We start from the raw sequence: 16711 nt of genomic DNA, 5'->3' as shown, positions 1-16711 counted from the left end.
GTTTTAGCTACGTACTAATCTACTTATCTTTTCAACGTTTGTGTATTAAATTAAACTAATTGTACACCCATTTTATATATTTGTCAACAACTTTTTTCAAAAAAATAAACCGTTTTATTTTTCTTCTATAAAGATGTTAAACAAAAAATCTTATAAAAATATGTTAATTTATTTATTATTCGATAAATAAAAATTCAGTAGAATTATTTGTTTTAATTTAAGGAATAGTAATTTTGTAATTTTTTTCAATTGTAAAATGCAAAAAGGGAAACAGGAGATAAAAAACAAAGCAAAATATCAAGAAAAAAATGTAATAAATAACAGGAGCAACTAATAAAAAAGAATAGAGACTACTAAAATGAAAACTAATAGAAATAGTTAGCAAAAAAGGAATAGAAGTATCGAAGAAAAAATGGACAATCTAATATCAAATAACAATGGAATACTAATAAAAAACTATCAGTTTTTATTAAACATATAACAAAAAGAGTAGGTGTGGACCTTAGAAAAGATAGTAGCTTACACATTTCTTTTAACAAATTACTGCTATTAATCATATTTTATTTCTCTTATTACACTTTTAAAGATATTTCTACACTTTATATCTCTGTCCCTCCTTTTTTTCCTCAACCTAAATCTTCATCCTTCTATCATTTTTATGATATAATAGCAATACTAACACTCATATCACTATATGATTATCCCAGGAGGTTTATATGGAATTTACTAAAACAAATGATGGTTTCGTTAAATATGATGAAAATGGTAGAGTTATAGCTGAAATTACCTATGCTACTACTAATAATCCTAACGTAGTTGTCGCTGATCATACTTTTGTTGATCCTTCACTTCGAGGTCAAGGCGTTGCAGGTAAGCTATTAGATGCGCTTGTTAAAGATATGGCTGAGCAAAACAAAAAAATTAAACCAGCTTGTTCTTATGTCGTTAAAAAATTCCAAGAAGATTCTTCTTACGACTTTATTAACGCCGAAAAATAATATTTAAAAAAAGCAGAAAATTGATTTTTCAATTTCCTGCTTTTACTTTCTATTATATTAATCTATATTATTATTTTTTTATTTAGTTGATTTGTTATTATCTTATTAAAATTTAAGTTAGTTATTTAAAAAATAAATTATATTAATATTCTATAATATATAATTGTCCTTTATCGTATTCCGCTAAAAATATTTTAGAGGCATCTTCATATCCCATTTCTAATAAAGTTGCTTTTAACCATTCTTCTGTTTTATCTAGTGATTCTAGTGTATTAATTTGAATGTTACCGTCTGTTATTATCGGATATTTTGGATTTTCATCACCTTCTAATACTATAATTAACTGTCCATTTTGTTCTAACACGGCTCTTTTAACTTTTTGAATACTGTAAACACCTTGACTTCTTAGTTTAAATGCTAAATCATGGGCTGTTAATCCACTCATTCTAGTAGCTTCTACATCTATTCTACCATTTTTCACTACAGTTGTTGGTTCTCCGTCTACTATTTTCTTAAAAAATGAATTGTTTGTTTTTAACCATTTCTGTATAAGTACCAGGATAACCCATATCAATAATATATTTATATATTGTAAAATTGAAATTGCTGGATTATAAATTACACCACCAATTATTCCACCAAGCACATAGTTTTGTACTTGATCACTCGCTGAAGATGGAGCCAAGTTACTTTTCCCTGATATATTTATTACAAATACTAGTGATATTAATCCTAACGCTAGTTTTATTGCGATATCTATGTATGAAAATTGCATTATTTATTTACCTCCACTTTTTCTACTACTGGATCTATTAAGTCAATTTTCTCTAATAAGTAATCATCTTTTTTTCCACTACTTATTACTCTATAGTAAGAATCATCGATTTTCACGAATGAATTTTCTATAGATACCTCACTATTAATATAAATACGTGTCTTTTCTACATTTAAATGATCCGCTATTTTTTCGATAAACTGTACTGAGCTTCTGTATTGATTCGAAGAAATAGATTTATCTTGATAGTTTCCTATACCTATAGTTACCGCTAATATTGTTCCTAGTACTAGTATTATCGACAACTCTCTATATTTTGTGTCTTGTTTATTTTTGTAATATTTAGCTATACTAAAAAGCAATACTAAAAGTAGTACACCTACAATAACTATTCCTACAATGTTATTTTGTTCTATTTTACTTTGTAAGTATTCGTAAGCATAAAATTTCATCGTTTCCCTCCTGAATTTTTGTTTCATGTGAAACCATCACAGAATTTTTTAATTTATGATTATTTCACATGAAACTATTTTATTATTTCACTTTTAATTCGTATGCAATTCTTTCTTTATAATCTAAATTATTTTTCATAGTTAGTTTTATTATTTCTTTTTCTATGAATCCAAAGCTACTTAAAAATTTTCTCATTATATTGTTGTTCAAATGAGTATCTATTCTCAAAAAATTGATATTTTGAGACTTAGCTAAAAGATAGATGTCTTTCATGAATTCACGAGCGATTCCCTGATTACGTAAACCGCTCGCTGTTGAAATACGATGAATAGCTAAGTAACTGCTATTAGCAGTCCAAATAGTAGGGTATCGTTCATAATCTTCGTCAAAAGAAGATATCATTGCTGTTGCTACTATTTCTCCCGATTTTTCAAAGACATAAGAAATACCTTCATTTATATCATTAATAATCATCTCTCTACTAGGTTCTCCATGTTGCCACTGATTTATACCTTGTTCTTTTAAAAAAATACGACCATCTTCTATTATCTTCATAACTTGCTCTAATTCTTCTAATTTTGTTTTTCTTAACATTAGCTCACCTTTTTTATTCTAATAGGTCCATCGTTTATTTTATGCTCTTTATCACGTATTAATGTTCTTATAACCTGCATAGTTTTTTCAAGTGCTTCTAAAGCTGCGAATTCCCATAGTAACGTAGCTTCCATTAGAAGTTGAAATGCATTTTTGAATCCTGTACCTCTTTTTTCACCTCTAGGATCGCCTATAAATAATGCATTGTTCAAAGTAACTTCATCTAATATTATCATTTCAGGTTTATAACCTACTAAGAGCCTTAATTGCTTCGCCAAAAATGGATCTATTATATCTTCTTTTTCTAAGTAATCTATATACTCACTTTCTGTATTAAAAATCGGTAACTTTATATTTCCGTGGACTAAATAATCCCTTTCGTCAGTTAATCTCACGATATCAATTACTCCAAATTCATCGAATTTAATGTAATCGATTGAATATTTTGAATCCCACTCATTTACATCTTCTATATAAAATTTTGGTCCCATAATTACCTCTTTTCTAAAAATTAATAACGGATGCAACTTAACAATATAGTTTATTCTAATTAAGTCGCCTCCGTTCATTTTTATTTAATATATTAAAGATTCTTCTTTAATTATTTAAGCTTTAAAGCCTAATAATTAAAAATATACGTCATGGTTTTTCCACAACGCATATTATATTTTACAATAAATTGTCTTTTAATTCAAGCTCTACAGGACAATGATCACTACCGAATATTTCATTGTGAATAGCAGCACTCTCTAAATACTCTTCTAAATCACGACTTACTAAGAAGTAGTCAATTCTCCATCCTGCATTATTTTTACGTGCATTAAAACGGTAACTCCACCAAGAGTAGGCACCTGTTAAGTCTGGATTATAATATCTAAATGTATCGATAAAGCCAGCATCTAATAACTTCGTGAATTTTTCTCTTTCTTCTGGTGTGAATCCTGCATTTTTCGTGTTTGATTTCGGATTTTTTAAATCTATTTCTGTGTGTGCAACATTTAAATCTCCACAAACAACGACACCTTTTGTTTTGTTTAATTCTAATAAATAGTTTTTAAAATCTTCTTCCCAACTCATGCGGTACTCTAATCGCTTAAGCTCGCTACCTGAATTCGGCGTATACACTGTAATAAAGAAGAATTTATCATATTCTAGAGTAATTACACGACCCTCAGTATCATGTTCTTCGATTCCTATTCCATATGTTACATTTAACGGCTCGTGTTTAGTGTATATAGCTGTTCCTGAGTATCCCTTACGCTCAGCATAGTTAAAATAGCTATAATACCCCTCGAATTGTAAATCTAATTGTCCTGCTTGCATTTTTGTCTCTTGTAAACAGAAAAAATCAGCATCTAATTGTTTAAAATCTTCTTCAAAATTTTTACCAACGATCGCTCTTAGACCATTGACATTAAAACTTATACATTTCATTTCGTTCTCCTTTTTGTTTTATGTGAAACATCTTTATTATCTTGTAGCTTTGTTTCATGTGAAACATTTCTTTCAGCTTTACTTTTGTATCTCGCACAAAACAATGTCTTTTATATTTTTCTTTTATATTTCACGCGAAACAGTTTCTTTCATCTTTTCTTTTATATTTCACGCGAAACAATTTCTTTCGTCTTTTCTTTTATATCTCACGCAAAGCATTTCATTCACTTTTTTTATAATACTGCTTATTTTCCTAAACAGAATCTACTGAATAATTCATTTATTAGTTCATCACCAGAGTTTTCCCCAATAACTTCTCCTAATAGGTTGAATGTATTCGTATAGTCTATAAGTACCATATCTACTTCAAGCCCCATCTCTGCTGCTCCTATAGCATCATTTAAGCTTGTTAACGCACGTTGGATAAGATTGATTTGGCGTGTGTTTGATAAGTACGTCGCATCTTTTGGACGAGCAGCTCCACCGAAGAATAAATCTCTAATGTTTTTCTCAAGCTCATCTATTCCTTTGTATGTTGTCATAGATGTTTTTATTATAGGGTGGTTGTACGCTAATTTTTCAACTTCATCAATATCAATTTTCGTCTCTAAATCTAGTTTATTTAATATTACGATAGTTGTTTTTCCTTCTGTTAGTTTTAATAATTCTTTATCATCTTCTGTTAATTCTTCACTACTGTTTAATAAGAATAATACTAAATCAGCTTTTTCTAAAGCTTCTTTACTTCGTTTAACCCCGATTTGCTCCACGATATCATCTGTTTCACGAATACCAGCCGTATCTATTAATTTAATTGGTACTCCTTTAATGTTCACATACTCTTCTAGTACGTCACGAGTTGTTCCTGCAATATCTGTTACGATAGCTTTATTTTCTTGTAGTAGGTTATTTAACAGTGAGCTCTTTCCAACGTTAGGTCGTCCAATAATAGCAGTATTTATACCTTCTTTAATAATTTTCCCTTGTTTTGATGTTTCTAATAGACTTTCTAAACTATTTCTAATACTTGTTGATTTTTCAAGAATAGTTTTTGTCGTTTCTATTTCTAAGTCATCATATTCAGGATAATCGATATTTACCTCAACAACTGTTAGTATATCTAAAATTTCAGCACGTAGACGTTTAATAAGCGTCGATAAGCGTCCTTGCATTTGGTTGTTAGCTATTTGACTAGCTTCATCTGTTTTACTCTTAATAAAGTCGATTACAGCCTCTGCTTGTGTTAAATCTATACGTCCATTTAAAAAGGCACGTTTAGTAAATTCTCCTGGTTCAGCCATTCTTGCTCCATGTTCTAAACAAAGTGCAAGTACTTTTTGAATCGTTACAATACCACCGTGACAGTTAATTTCTATAACATCTTCAGTAGTATAAGTACGCGGACCTACCATTTTTACAAGCATAATTTCTTCAATTTTTTCATTTGTAGCTGGATCAACTACATTACCATAATTTATAGTGTGACTAGCTAGACTCGCTACCGTTTTACCTTTTGGTAGTCTTACTATTTTTTCAGCAATACTAAATGCTTCATCACCACTAAGTCTAACAATACCTATAGCTCCTTCTCCTAGGGCAGTCGATATAGCGCAAATTGTTTCACTCATTATTCAAACTCCTTCTAACTCTTTATATTAATTAAAAATTCATATCTTATTTATTATACACTATTCCTTTAAATTTTTCTCTATATACGACCAAGCTACATTTTATATACTTTTTTAATAATGGGTTAGGGGAGGGCGAACAAAAAAGGCCCATCAAAAAATCGGACTGATGGAAAAAATCAGTCCGATTAAGATTGTTGAGTTTAGTTCGTTCAAACAAATAGAATGCTTGCAATCAGCATAAAAAACCAGCAACTTTTTTATGAAGTTTCTGGTTTTGTTTATATAATTTTTATAAAGAAGTAATAAAAGTTATACCACCTAATATCACTCCCGCTGCATTGGGAATGATAAGGATCCAGTCTTTTTTAGGTTCTTTTGTCCAACCATAGATTACCCAAATTAAACAAGAAACTGCTGCGAATAGTGGTTGGAATGGTTGAGCTTTTTCTCCTTGTAAGTTAGCGATAATTTGTGGAATATATGCAATAAAAACAAGAATCCCAATAAAAGCTCCAATAGATCCGACAAAGCGATTAATTTTTTGTTTAGACATATAATATACCTCCTGAGGTCTCATTATATCAGAAGAGAAAAGATACTGTCAATAATTATGTTAAACACAAAATATTATACACTAGCAAAAAAAAAGGATTCCTGAGCTTTAAGCTCATGACTCTTCTCATCAGTCCTAAATTTTGTAGAACCACAAAAAATAAGTAGCTTGGATAAATCTCCAAACTACTCATTTTTTATTATTTTATTAAAAAGTTTTTAATAAGATATTAATTCTCTTCATTCATAAGTTCAATTTCTGAAATAGCGAATTCTAAGTCATCTAAATCATACTCTTTTGGCAGTACACCACATGCGCCATTAGCAAATGCCTGTCTTTTATATACTGGTACTTCACCAACGCTACTACAAATAAGCACCTTCGCTCCAGGGAAATTCGTACAAATCTCCTTCGTAGCCTCTAAACCATCCATTATCGGCATACAAATATCCATCGTCACGAAATCTGGTTGTATCCTTCTATACATTCGTACAGCTTGCTCTCCATTTTCTGCAAAATGACACTTATATCCTGCACGACTCACAATTTCTGCCCCACGACTTCTATAATATGAACTATCATCAACTATTAATACTGACTTCATTAGGCCTCCTATTTAGCTGTAATAACTAAATATCTATGTGGCTCTTCACCACGTGATTCTGTTTCAACATTTTTAATTCCTGTTAAAGCATTGTGAATAATTTTTCTTTCGATGCTTGTCATCGGTTCTAATTCAACGGGTTTTCCGATTTTTTTAGATTTTTTAGCTAAGTTTAACGCTAATTCTTCTAATGTTTTCTTGCGATTTTCTCTATAATCATCACAATCAACTTCTATTCTGAAGTAGTGTGCACTGAATTTTTTAGCATAGTTATTAACTAAAAATTGTAAACTATTTAAAGTGATTCCTCGTTTACCAATTATTAAACTAGTATTCTCATCTGTTTTAATATTTAAAGTAAAATGACGATTTCCATCTTCTCTGAAATCTACAGTCGCATCAGGATACCCCATAGCAACAACAATATTTTGTAAATAATTTACAATACTATCTTTATTTTTTACGATGTAATCTTCTCTTTTAACTTTTTTAACCGGTACTTCATTTTGTTCAACTTCTTCAACAGTTTCTTCTACTGCTGGTTTTGTTTCTTCTGCGTGAACTTCTTGTTCAACCACTTTTTCTACAACAACTTCTTGTTCTGTTATTTTAACTTCAACTTCTTGCTCTTTTTCTGCTACTTTCTCAACTACAACCACTTCTTCAGTTGCTTTAGCTAATTCAACAGCATCCTCTTTATTATAATCTTCATCTAATGGAACTAATTTTACTTTTGCTTCTTTTTTAAATAAACCGAAAATACCTGCACTCCCACCTTCGATTACTTCAATTTTTACTGCATCTTCTGTTAAAGCTAGGTCTTTTAACCCTTTTTTTATCGCCTCATCCACAGTAACACCAACATAATAATATTCTTTTTCCATTTTTAACTCCTCTTCGCTTTCATAAGTTTTGATCTATTTAAAACATGATCTATGCTACTGCCAAACTCTAAGAATGGCATATCTTTAGCACTTGGTCTTGCTATCACTATTATATCATAGTTTTTAACAAATTCTTTTCTTGTTTTAAAAGTTTCTCGTATATATCTCTTTATTTTGTTACGTTCAAAAGCTTTTCCTAATTTTTTACTAACAGAAATACCTAAACGCATATGTTCTAAATTATTTTTTTGATAATAAATAACAAACTGTCTATTCGCAAAAGATTGTTTTTTTCTAATAATATTATCAAAATCTTGACTTCTTTTTACTCTATATTCTTTTTTCATTTTAAAACCTTTCTTAACACTAATATTTTAACAGTTTATTTAACTTTTTACAACTATCTTTCTTATTTTTTAGGACCAGTTAATAAAAAAAGAGTACCACTTTCGTGATACCCTTGTAGCAAACATTAAGCTGAAAGAACTTTTCTTCCTTTAGCTCTACGTCTTGCTAATACATTTCTTCCGTTTTTAGTGCTCATTCTAGCTCTAAATCCGTGTACTTTTGAATGTTTTCTTTTATTTGGTTGATACGTACGTTTCATTTTGTCCTCCTCGAGTTTTCTTTTCTTTACTTAGATAGATGTAATAACTGAATTAGTTTAACATATCTAAAATAATTTATCAAGTAAAAACCTCATTTTTTCTAAAAAAAATCTAGACAAGTGTCAATATACTATAAAATATAACTAAATATTATCACTAATTATGATTAAAATTCTTATTTCTTTCATTATAGATAAAAATAATACTCCATGTACTAATAGATAATGTTGTAAATAAGCTGTTAATTTTTGTTTTTCAGTATAAAAAAATATTTAAGTATAACTTCTTTATAGTTTTCCACAGTTTATTATAAGTTATCCACATATCTTTGTTAATAACTATATTAACATCTAGAAAACATTTTCTTTTTTCTTTAGTTTTTAACAAATTTATAAAGTTATTAACAATTTCACATTTAAAAGTTATTCACAGGTGTTAATTGTGTGTGAAAAACTCTTTAAGTATATTTATATCTATCTTGAAAGATGTTAAAAAACTTTTAAATCTTGTTTATTATTTATTTTATTTCTTTTCTTTTTAACATATTAACAGCTTTTTATTCTTCTTTTTTACACATAGTTAATAACTTCTGTTAACAACTTGTTAATAACTAATGTTTTATTTTATTAACAATCTATGCTATAATTATTTATATATTTTTTTAAGGAGGTATTTCATTGAGTAATTCTAATTTCTTATGGGAAATTATTCTTCGTGAGCTAAAAAGTACCGTTGATCCTCATGTTTTTGATACTTGGTTTTCTGGTGCTTCTATAGATAACGTCGATTTTATGAAAAAATCAATAGTTATTACTAGTAAAGAAGCTCTTATTTCTCAATTTATTCAAGGTGCTTATGATCAAAAATTAAAAGAAATACTAAAGAAAAATACTGGTTTTGATTTTAATATAGAATATACTTCACTTGATACTGATATTCCTCTAATTACACCTCATGTTGTTGAAGAAAAACCAGCAGCTGAAAATCTAATTAGACAGAATTTTCTTCAAGGTGATAAACCTTCTGGAGCACAGCATTTCTATCAGAAACAAACTTTTCCTCTAGAAGATTATAAACATCCTGTCCCTAACAAAAATATTACAGCAAGCAAAAAAAATCCTACGCTTAATAAAAACTACACTTTTGAAAATTTCGTAGTAGGGGAAGGTAATGCTTTTACACATAATATAGCATGGAACGTTGCAGTTTCTCCTGGTGGTATCTATAATCCTCTATTTATCTATGGAGGTGTTGGACTAGGAAAAACACACTTACTTCACGCTATTGGTAATGAAATGGAAGCTAATTTCCCTGATTTTAAAATTGAATGTATTTCTTCTGAGAAATTTTTAAATGAATTTCTTGCTTCTATTAAACCGATGAAAGATAAAAACAACTATACTAATGCAGATGAAGACTTTAGAAGAAAATACCGCGACGTTGATGCTCTTTTAATCGATGATATTCAATTCTTATCAGGCAAAACCGAAACACAAAACGCATTTTTCCATACATTTAACGAGCTTCAGATGAATCAAAAACAAATCGTCCTTATAAGTGATCGCTCTCCATCTCAACTTAATGATTTGGAAGATAGATTAGTTACTAGATTTAGTCAAGGGATAACTGCGGATATTACGCCGCCTGACTTCGAAACACGTATGGCAATTATTAAATTCAAATGTGAACAGTTCGATATTAAACTGGATGAAGAGACACTTACTTATATTTCTAGTAATGTATCTTCTAATATAAGAGAGCTTGAAGGTGTTCTTAAACGTATTAAGTTCACAGCAACTTCTAAACATGAACAACCTTCACTTAGTATTGCCGAGGAAATACTAAAAAGTGCGAAAACTTCACCTAGAAAAAATATTTCACCTGAGAATATTATTAATGTTTGTGCAGACTTCTATAAAATCAAGGTTGATGATATTCTTTCATCTTCTCGTAAAAAAGAAGTTGTACAGGTTAGAAATATAGCTATCTATTTATGTAGAGAACTTACTACATTATCATTCCCATCTATAGGTGATTGTTTTAATAAAGATCATACTTCTATTCTTTATTCATTCAATAAGATAGCAAAACTAAGCAAAGACGAAAATCCTGAGATTTTTGAAGATATAGAAGTTATAAAAGAACGTTTAGGAAAAATATAAGAAGCTGTTAAAATCTACTAAAGATATTAATGTGTTTTTCCACAAGTTATAAACAAGGAAAAATTCATAATTTTTTAGTTATCTTTAGTTTTCCACAGTTTTTACAGCCCTTATTATTATTATTTTATTAAATATATATTATATATAAGGAGAAAACATGAAATTTACTATAACTAAATCAAATTTTCTTGATGGCTTAAATCATGTCTCAAGAGTTATTGCACCTAATTCTCTTTTTGAAATTTTAAAAGGAATTAAAATAGAATTAGAAAAAGATAAACTTATATTAAAAGCAAGTGATTCTTTAGTATCTGTAGAATATTCTGTAAATAGTTACGAAGATGAAAAAGAAGTTATTACTATAGAAAAAGAAGGACAAGTAGTATTACCTTCTCGTAATTTTATAGAAATAATTAGAAAAGCACCAACAGATTTAATAGAGATAGAAACAGTTGGTAACAATATTTTAGTTAAATCAGGTAAAAGTGAATTTAACGTAAAAGGATATGATGCAAATGATTATCCAGAATTTCCAGTTATCTCTAAAGAAAATAGTCTTAAATTAGAAGCTAATGTTTTTAATGATATTATAAAAGAAACAGTATTTTGTACAGCTCCTAATGATCAAAGACCTATTCTTGAGGGGGTTAATTTCTCATTAAGTAATAAAATCTTAACAGCTACTGCAACTGACTCATATCGTCTAAGTAGAAGACAAGTTACTCTAAATGATGAAGATAGTAATAAAGAGTTTAACTTAATTATTCCTAGAAAAGCGCTGACTTACTTCCAAAGAATGATTGAAAATGGAAAAGATCAAGTAGAAATCTTCTATGAAAACAATAGAATAGTTCTTTACTACCAAAATGTAGTTTATACAGTTTTATTAATTAGTGGAAACTATCCAAATACTAATAAACTTATTCCTACTGTTTTTGAATGTACATTCGTGGCGAACAGTCGAGAATTTTTTAGTGCAGTTGATAGGGTTGCATTAATGAGTAGAGAAGATAAAGATGATATTATTAAATTAGTAGTAACTGATAATCTATTAGAAGTTTCTTCTCAATCTAAAGACTTAGGAAGTGCTGTAGAGGAATTAAAAGTTTCTTCTACATTAGAAGATGAAAAATTCGAAATTTCTGTATCTGGGAAATATCTAAAAGACGCGGTATCTGCGGTTGCTGCGGAAGAAATTATCGTTAAGTTCTCAGGTGAGCTAACAGCGTTTATTATTCAACCAAGTGATTACCACAGAGAAATTATTGAATTAATTTTACCAGTAAGAACTTACTAATAAAAATAAATATGAAATTGGGAACGGGATTGAAATAATTTAAAACAATTCTCGTGATTAAGTATTAAAATAAAAACGTGATGATCTATAGAAAAACTGAAAAAAATAAAAAATGGCAGGTTATCTATATGATTATACGGGGGTGACTTTGTAAATATGATTTATATAAAATCAGTATTTTTTAGTTACTCCCTTTTCAAAGTTTATTTAGGAGGAACAATGACAAAGAAAAAAAGTAGCATATTAATTTTATTAGGTGTTGTCTTTTTAGGACTTATCCTTAGAACACCTATTACAGCAGTAGGAGCAATCGTTGGACCATTAAAAGCTATATTAGATATAAATAATACGGTAGCAGGATTTATCACAACAATACCATTAATTGCATTTGCAATATTCAGTCCAATGGTAGCGAAATTATCAAATAAAGTAGGATTAGAAAAGACGATATTATTAGCTGCAGTTATTATAACTGTAGGTTTAGGTTTTAGATTTCACATTAATACTTATGTATTCTTCCTTACGACATTTATCGTAGGAGTAGGAATAACAGTAGGTAATGTATTATTACCAGGATTAGTTAAGAAATATTATCCAGAAAAATTGGGAGTTATGACTGGTTTTTATGCAGTTGTTATGAATGTAGGGGCTGCGGTTGCTGCTGGGGTAAGTTATCCACTATTAAGTACAAATATAGGTGGAGAGAAATTCTCAACAGGACTTGCGGTTAATATTTGGATTGTTATTGCAATTATCAATATCTTTATCTACGCAGCTATGTCTAAAAATAATGTAGTAAGTGATGTTGAAGATACTCATGAAAAAGTCCATGGATACTTTAAATATTCTAAAATGTGGACGATTATGTTGAGTATGGGATTACAATCTGCATTATTCTATTGCAGTGTTTCATGGTTTGCTGAAATTATGATTAGTAAAGATTTCTCACCGGAGACAGCAGGACTATTATTATCAATTAGTCAATTCGCTCAATTTCCATCTACTTTTATAGTACCGATTTTAGCGGATAAATTACATAATAAATTAATTATTCCTACAGTAATTACTATTGGATATATCGTGTCACTTGTTGGAATGCTTTCGACAAGTGGGAACTTCGTATTAATGCTAACATTTATAGTTATCTTCGCGTTAGCTGGAGGAGGATCATTCTCATATGTTATGTATCTATTCTCAGCTAAATCAAGAAATGAAAGTGAAGCGGCTGATATCTCAGGATTAGCACAATCAGGGGGATACTTATTAGCGGCAATATTCCCACCATTATTAGGATATATCAGAGATATCTCTGATTGGAATAAAGCTCTGTATGTTTTAATAGCGACTTCAGTAGTATTACTAGTGACGTTAATTCACTGTAGTTCTAAAGGAAATATAATAGAAAAATAATAAAAAAGAGTAACTAGCTAGCTATTTCTGAGAAAATAATAAAGGTTAGTTATTCTTTTTTTCTTTTAAATTATTTACAAAAAAATTCAAAGAAACAAGAATAAAAAATTAAATAATACAGAAAAAATAAGCAAATAGTACTACATATAATTATAGAAATTAATACAAAGTACAGTTTATAGAAAAATAATAGTACAAGAATAAGAAATTTAATATAAAAAAACAGTGATTTTTTAAAAATTAAAATAAAATTGAAAAATTATCTTATAATATTGGTATAAGCAAAAATTAAGATTACAACAAGAAAACGTTTTAAATATTAATGAAAAATAACTTAATAAATTGTAAAAAATATATGGAAATTTGTTTAGATTAATAACAAGAAGGTATAATTCAAAGGGATAAAAACACTTTCTTTTTTTCCAATAGTATGATATAATTTTAAAGGAAATGAGATGTTTATACTATAAAAGGGATACTTGTAGTATTCTATTCTCATAGAAAATAAAATAGTAAAAATAATTACTTAAAAATATCTAAAAATATATAAATTATATGGAGGTTTTCTTATGAAAGCGAAAAATAGAAAAGTTGTTTTAATAGGAGCAGGAATGGTAGGGATGAGCTTTGCTTATCAATTATATTCAAGCGGACTTTGTGAAGAACTAGGATTAATCGACTTCTTCGCTGAAAAAGCTGAAGGTGAAGCGATGGACCTTAATCACGGTGGAGCATTAGTACCACCTATTAAAGTAACTTCAGGTGGATACGAGCAATGTGCTGATGCAGACGTAATCGTAATCGCTGGAGGTCTTCCTCAAAAACCAGGTGAAACTCGTCTTGACTTAGTAGACAAAAACATGAAAGTTGTTAAAGATATGTCAGAACAAATCGTAGCTTCAGGATTCGATGGAGTAATCGTTATCGCATCTAACCCAGTAGACGTATTAACTAACGCTTTACAAAAATTCACTGGATTCCCAAGAAACAAAATCGTTGGATCAGGAACTACTCTTGACTCTTCAAGATTCCGTTACATCTTAGGAGAAAGATTAAACTTAGCACCAAGCAGTGTTCGTGGATATATCATTGGGGAACACGGAGACACTCAACTTGCTGCATGGAGTAATGTAAATGTTTATGGAAAACAATTCGACAGATTCTTAGAAACTTCTAAATTCACTAAAGAAGACTTCGCTGATGTAGAAGAAAAAGTTATGCGTGCTGCATACGAAGTAATTAACCGTAAACGCGCTACTTACTACGCAATCGGTCTTGCTTTATTCACAATTGTTAAAGCTATCTTACGTGACGAAAACGTAGAATTAGCTGTAAGTGGATACTGTGAAGGACACTACGGAATCGACGGATTATACATCGGAACTCCAGCTATCTTAGGACGCGAAGGTGTTCGTGAAGTTGTTGAATTAGAATTAAACGAAGATGAAAAAGCTAAAATGCTACACTCTGCTAAAGTATTAAAAGAAACTTTAGACAACGCATACGCAGCTTTAGAAGCTTAATTAAAGTAAAAATTATAGAAGAATTAGATTCAAATCTTTAATTTAAAGAAGAATTTAATTCTTCTTTTTTTTGTAAAACTTAAGTAAAGGAAATACTATATTTATAAATAAGTAAACGTTTTTTGAAAATAAAAAAATATGAATAATTTTGTTTTCAAGTACTAGACTTATATTAAAAAATTTGTTACAATATAAAAGGATGAAAAGGTTTTAAAAGTTATCAAAATAAATAAACAATAAAAAATAGAGGAGATAGACTATGACAATAACGATATATGACGTAGCAAAAGAAGCAAAAGTATCGATGGCAACTGTATCTAGGGTTGTTAACAATAACCCTAATGTAAAAGAAGATACAAGACTACGTGTCCAAGAGGTTATTAAGAAATTAAGATATACACCTAACGCTGTTGCCAGAGGACTTGCTAGTAAAAAAACAACAACAATCGGTATAGTATTACCAGATATAGCAGACTTATCTTCTGCAGAAATAGTAAGTGGTATTGAATCTGTAGCTAATATGTACAAATACAATATTATCTTAGCAAATTCATGTGATGATCAAGAAATTGAAAAAAATATATTTGCATCATTTGTAAGTAAACAAGTAGATGGGATTATCTATTTAGGACATTCTCTATCAGATAGTTCTAAAAATTACTTACAAGATATTCAAATTCCAGTAGTATTAGCAGGTAACCTAGGTATAGATTCTGACTTTTATTCAGTTAATATTGATTATGAAAAAGCTGCTTATGATGTAACAAAAGAATTCTTATCAAAAGGTGTAAAAAATATATCATTAATTATAGACAAATACGAAAGTCAAAAAACTCAAAGATTAATTAAAGGATATAAAGATGCACTAGCTTCTGAAAAAGTTGAGTTTAAACCTCAAAATATAATAGATGGATATAGAACTTATAAAGAAAGTAACAAGTTATACAAAGCTGTGAGCAATATAGAAGCAGAAGTAGTAATTACAATGTTTGATGAAGTTGCATTAGCAACTATGCAACAAGCATTAGATCTTGGAATGAGTATTCCAGGAGATTTACAAATTCTTTCATTAGAAAATACAAAACTAATTAATATGACAAGACCAAAAATTTCATCTGTATTCCAACCAATTTTTGATATAGGTGCGGTTTCTATGCGTGTCTTAACTAAGATTATCGATATAGAAAAAGCAAAACGTAAAGGTGAAGAAATTGATGAAGAAGAATTAGCAGAACTGAAAGCTCAAGAAAAAGAAATGAATTTACCTTACAGAATAGTTCACAGACAAACAACAAAATAAAAAAAAACTATATTTTATAGAAGAAAAAGTTTAGAAATACCTGAAATGAAATTTTCTAAACTTTTTTTTCATTTTCTATTGACATAATCTATAACTGATGATAGAATAATAAAAGTCTTCTGATAGAGAAGACGAACAATCAAACGTTAATCAAAAATGAATGTTAAGTTTATTTTAAAAAAACTCTTGACAAAAGCAATTGATAATGTTAAAATAATAAAGTCTTAAAAACGAAGTAAAAACTTTAAAGAAAACTTTTAAAAAAATAAAAAAAAGTTCTTGACAAAGACTTCTGAAAATGATAAAATAATTTAAGTGTTGAAGAAATACAATAGATTAAAAATTTAATAATGCGGGTGTAGTTTAGTGGTAAAACCTCAGTCTTCCAAACTGATGTTGTGAGTTCGATTCTCATCACCCGCTCCATTATTTTGAACATTGAAAACTAAACGAATTAAGTCAACGTTAATTCCAAAAAAGGACAG

The 16711-nt window shown here is 29.1% G+C and carries 17 protein-coding genes, 1 tRNA gene and 1 other annotated feature (1 of these 19 cut by a window edge); of the genes, 7 read left to right on the top strand and 11 right to left on the bottom strand.

The window, feature by feature from the left end; all coding sequences use genetic code 11:
• Window positions 1–44 (bottom strand) — a binding site (T-box leader); it reaches 194 nt to the left of the window's first position.
• A 672-nt stretch (window positions 45–716) separates the two neighbouring features.
• Window positions 717–998 carry a GNAT family N-acetyltransferase gene (locus tag ACO6OL_RS00090; RefSeq protein WP_314160446.1) on the top strand — a complete coding sequence of 94 codons (282 nt, stop codon included), beginning with the start codon at window positions 717–719 and terminating at the stop codon, window positions 996–998.
• 142 nt (window positions 999–1140) lie between these two features.
• On the opposite strand, the gene ACO6OL_RS00085 is transcribed toward ACO6OL_RS00090, so the two are convergent.
• The 11 genes from ACO6OL_RS00085 to rpmH form a co-directional block, all read right to left on the bottom strand.
• Window positions 1141–1773 (bottom strand): DUF421 domain-containing protein, encoded by a 633-nt coding sequence (locus ACO6OL_RS00085; RefSeq protein WP_485501709.1) that lies wholly within the window; start codon window positions 1771–1773, stop codon window positions 1141–1143.
• Window positions 1773–2225, bottom strand: a complete 453-nt coding sequence (locus ACO6OL_RS00080; RefSeq protein WP_485501708.1) for a DUF3290 family protein — start codon at window positions 2223–2225, stop codon at window positions 1773–1775. Before ACO6OL_RS00080 ends, ACO6OL_RS00085 begins: the two co-directional genes overlap by 1 nt.
• An 82-nt stretch (window positions 2226–2307) precedes the next feature.
• Entirely contained in the window at window positions 2308–2820 is a 513-nt protein-coding gene (locus ACO6OL_RS00075; RefSeq protein ID WP_485501707.1) for a GNAT family N-acetyltransferase, read from the bottom strand.
• Window positions 2820–3311: a hypothetical protein gene (locus ACO6OL_RS00070; RefSeq protein ID WP_485501706.1), complete on the bottom strand. Its 492-nt coding sequence runs from the start codon at window positions 3309–3311 to the stop codon at window positions 2820–2822. The genes ACO6OL_RS00075 and ACO6OL_RS00070 overlap by 1 nt, the downstream gene beginning before the upstream one ends.
• 178 nt (window positions 3312–3489) lie before the next feature.
• The gene (locus ACO6OL_RS00065) at window positions 3490–4254 is read right to left on the bottom strand and encodes an exodeoxyribonuclease III (protein ID WP_314160441.1); all 765 of its coding nucleotides are present in this window, start codon (window positions 4252–4254) and stop codon (window positions 3490–3492) included.
• A 245-nt stretch (window positions 4255–4499) separates the two neighbouring features.
• On the bottom strand, window positions 4500–5882 hold the full coding sequence (gene mnmE / locus ACO6OL_RS00060; RefSeq protein ID WP_399535955.1) for a tRNA uridine-5-carboxymethylaminomethyl(34) synthesis GTPase MnmE: 1383 nt from the start codon (window positions 5880–5882) through the stop codon (window positions 4500–4502).
• 292 nt (window positions 5883–6174) lie between these two features.
• On the bottom strand, window positions 6175–6438 hold the full coding sequence (locus ACO6OL_RS00055) for a SemiSWEET family transporter (protein ID WP_060913362.1): 264 nt from the start codon (window positions 6436–6438) through the stop codon (window positions 6175–6177).
• Window positions 6439–6667: 229 nt separating this feature from the next.
• Window positions 6668–7042 carry a response regulator gene (locus ACO6OL_RS00050; protein WP_485501705.1) on the bottom strand — a complete coding sequence of 125 codons (375 nt, stop codon included), beginning with the start codon at window positions 7040–7042 and terminating at the stop codon, window positions 6668–6670.
• Between the two features lie 8 nt (window positions 7043–7050).
• A complete protein-coding gene (jag, locus tag ACO6OL_RS00045) occupies window positions 7051–7926 on the bottom strand; it encodes an RNA-binding cell elongation regulator Jag/EloR (RefSeq protein WP_485501704.1) in 876 nt (291 codons plus the stop codon).
• 2 nt (window positions 7927–7928) lie between these two features.
• Entirely contained in the window at window positions 7929–8273 is a 345-nt protein-coding gene (rnpA, locus tag ACO6OL_RS00040) for a ribonuclease P protein component (protein WP_314397492.1), read from the bottom strand.
• Between the two features lie 125 nt (window positions 8274–8398).
• The gene (gene rpmH, locus ACO6OL_RS00035) at window positions 8399–8533 is read right to left on the bottom strand and encodes a 50S ribosomal protein L34 (protein WP_003144116.1); all 135 of its coding nucleotides are present in this window, start codon (window positions 8531–8533) and stop codon (window positions 8399–8401) included.
• 678 nt (window positions 8534–9211) lie between these two features.
• On the opposite strand from rpmH, the gene dnaA reads away from it, so the two are divergent.
• The 6 genes from dnaA to ACO6OL_RS00005 all read left to right on the top strand — a co-directional run bounded on the left by dnaA (window position 9212) and on the right by ACO6OL_RS00005 (window position 16652).
• Window positions 9212–10696, top strand: a complete 1485-nt coding sequence (gene dnaA, locus ACO6OL_RS00030) for a chromosomal replication initiator protein DnaA (RefSeq protein WP_314160438.1) — start codon at window positions 9212–9214, stop codon at window positions 10694–10696.
• 157 nt (window positions 10697–10853) lie between these two features.
• A complete protein-coding gene (gene dnaN / locus ACO6OL_RS00025) occupies window positions 10854–11993 on the top strand; it encodes a DNA polymerase III subunit beta (protein ID WP_485501703.1) in 1140 nt (379 codons plus the stop codon).
• A gap of 219 nt (window positions 11994–12212) precedes the next feature.
• Entirely contained in the window at window positions 12213–13403 is a 1191-nt protein-coding gene (locus ACO6OL_RS00020) for an MFS transporter (RefSeq protein ID WP_485501702.1), read from the top strand.
• Window positions 13404–13972: 569 nt separating this feature from the next.
• The gene (locus tag ACO6OL_RS00015) at window positions 13973–14926 is read left to right on the top strand and encodes an L-lactate dehydrogenase (RefSeq protein WP_314160435.1); all 954 of its coding nucleotides are present in this window, start codon (window positions 13973–13975) and stop codon (window positions 14924–14926) included.
• Between the two features lie 259 nt (window positions 14927–15185).
• Window positions 15186–16226 (top strand): LacI family DNA-binding transcriptional regulator, encoded by a 1041-nt coding sequence (locus ACO6OL_RS00010; RefSeq protein WP_314160434.1) that lies wholly within the window; start codon window positions 15186–15188, stop codon window positions 16224–16226.
• Between the two features lie 352 nt (window positions 16227–16578).
• Window positions 16579–16652 (top strand) — tRNA-Gly (locus ACO6OL_RS00005).
• Window positions 16653–16711: the final 59 nt, after the last annotated feature.

The organism is Gemella sp. (assembly GCF_057272915.1).
The sequence above is the reverse complement of the archived record's forward strand: the minus strand, read 5'-3'. Positions and strand labels throughout refer to the sequence as shown.

Excerpts from the sequence above, each read along its gene's own strand:
- ACO6OL_RS00090 (WP_314160446.1), top strand. The coding sequence starts at position 717 with ATGGAATTTACTAAAACAAATGATGGTTTCGTTAAATATGATGAAAAT.
- ACO6OL_RS00085 (WP_485501709.1), bottom strand. The coding sequence starts at position 1,773 with ATGCAATTTTCATACATAGATATCGCAATAAAACTAGCGTTAGGATTA.
- ACO6OL_RS00080 (WP_485501708.1), bottom strand. The coding sequence starts at position 2,225 with ATGAAATTTTATGCTTACGAATACTTACAAAGTAAAATAGAACAAAAT.
- ACO6OL_RS00075 (WP_485501707.1), bottom strand. The coding sequence starts at position 2,820 with ATGTTAAGAAAAACAAAATTAGAAGAATTAGAGCAAGTTATGAAGATA.
- ACO6OL_RS00070 (WP_485501706.1), bottom strand. The coding sequence starts at position 3,311 with ATGGGACCAAAATTTTATATAGAAGATGTAAATGAGTGGGATTCAAAA.
- ACO6OL_RS00065 (WP_314160441.1), bottom strand. The coding sequence starts at position 4,254 with ATGAAATGTATAAGTTTTAATGTCAATGGTCTAAGAGCGATCGTTGGT.
- mnmE (WP_399535955.1), bottom strand. The coding sequence starts at position 5,882 with ATGAGTGAAACAATTTGCGCTATATCGACTGCCCTAGGAGAAGGAGCT.
- ACO6OL_RS00055 (WP_060913362.1), bottom strand. The coding sequence starts at position 6,438 with ATGTCTAAACAAAAAATTAATCGCTTTGTCGGATCTATTGGAGCTTTT.
- ACO6OL_RS00050 (WP_485501705.1), bottom strand. The coding sequence starts at position 7,042 with ATGAAGTCAGTATTAATAGTTGATGATAGTTCATATTATAGAAGTCGT.
- jag (WP_485501704.1), bottom strand. The coding sequence starts at position 7,926 with ATGGAAAAAGAATATTATTATGTTGGTGTTACTGTGGATGAGGCGATA.
- rnpA (WP_314397492.1), bottom strand. The coding sequence starts at position 8,273 with ATGAAAAAAGAATATAGAGTAAAAAGAAGTCAAGATTTTGATAATATT.
- rpmH (WP_003144116.1), bottom strand. The coding sequence starts at position 8,533 with ATGAAACGTACGTATCAACCAAATAAAAGAAAACATTCAAAAGTACAC.
- dnaN (WP_485501703.1), top strand. The coding sequence starts at position 10,854 with ATGAAATTTACTATAACTAAATCAAATTTTCTTGATGGCTTAAATCAT.
- ACO6OL_RS00020 (WP_485501702.1), top strand. The coding sequence starts at position 12,213 with ATGACAAAGAAAAAAAGTAGCATATTAATTTTATTAGGTGTTGTCTTT.
- ACO6OL_RS00015 (WP_314160435.1), top strand. The coding sequence starts at position 13,973 with ATGAAAGCGAAAAATAGAAAAGTTGTTTTAATAGGAGCAGGAATGGTA.
- ACO6OL_RS00010 (WP_314160434.1), top strand. The coding sequence starts at position 15,186 with ATGACAATAACGATATATGACGTAGCAAAAGAAGCAAAAGTATCGATG.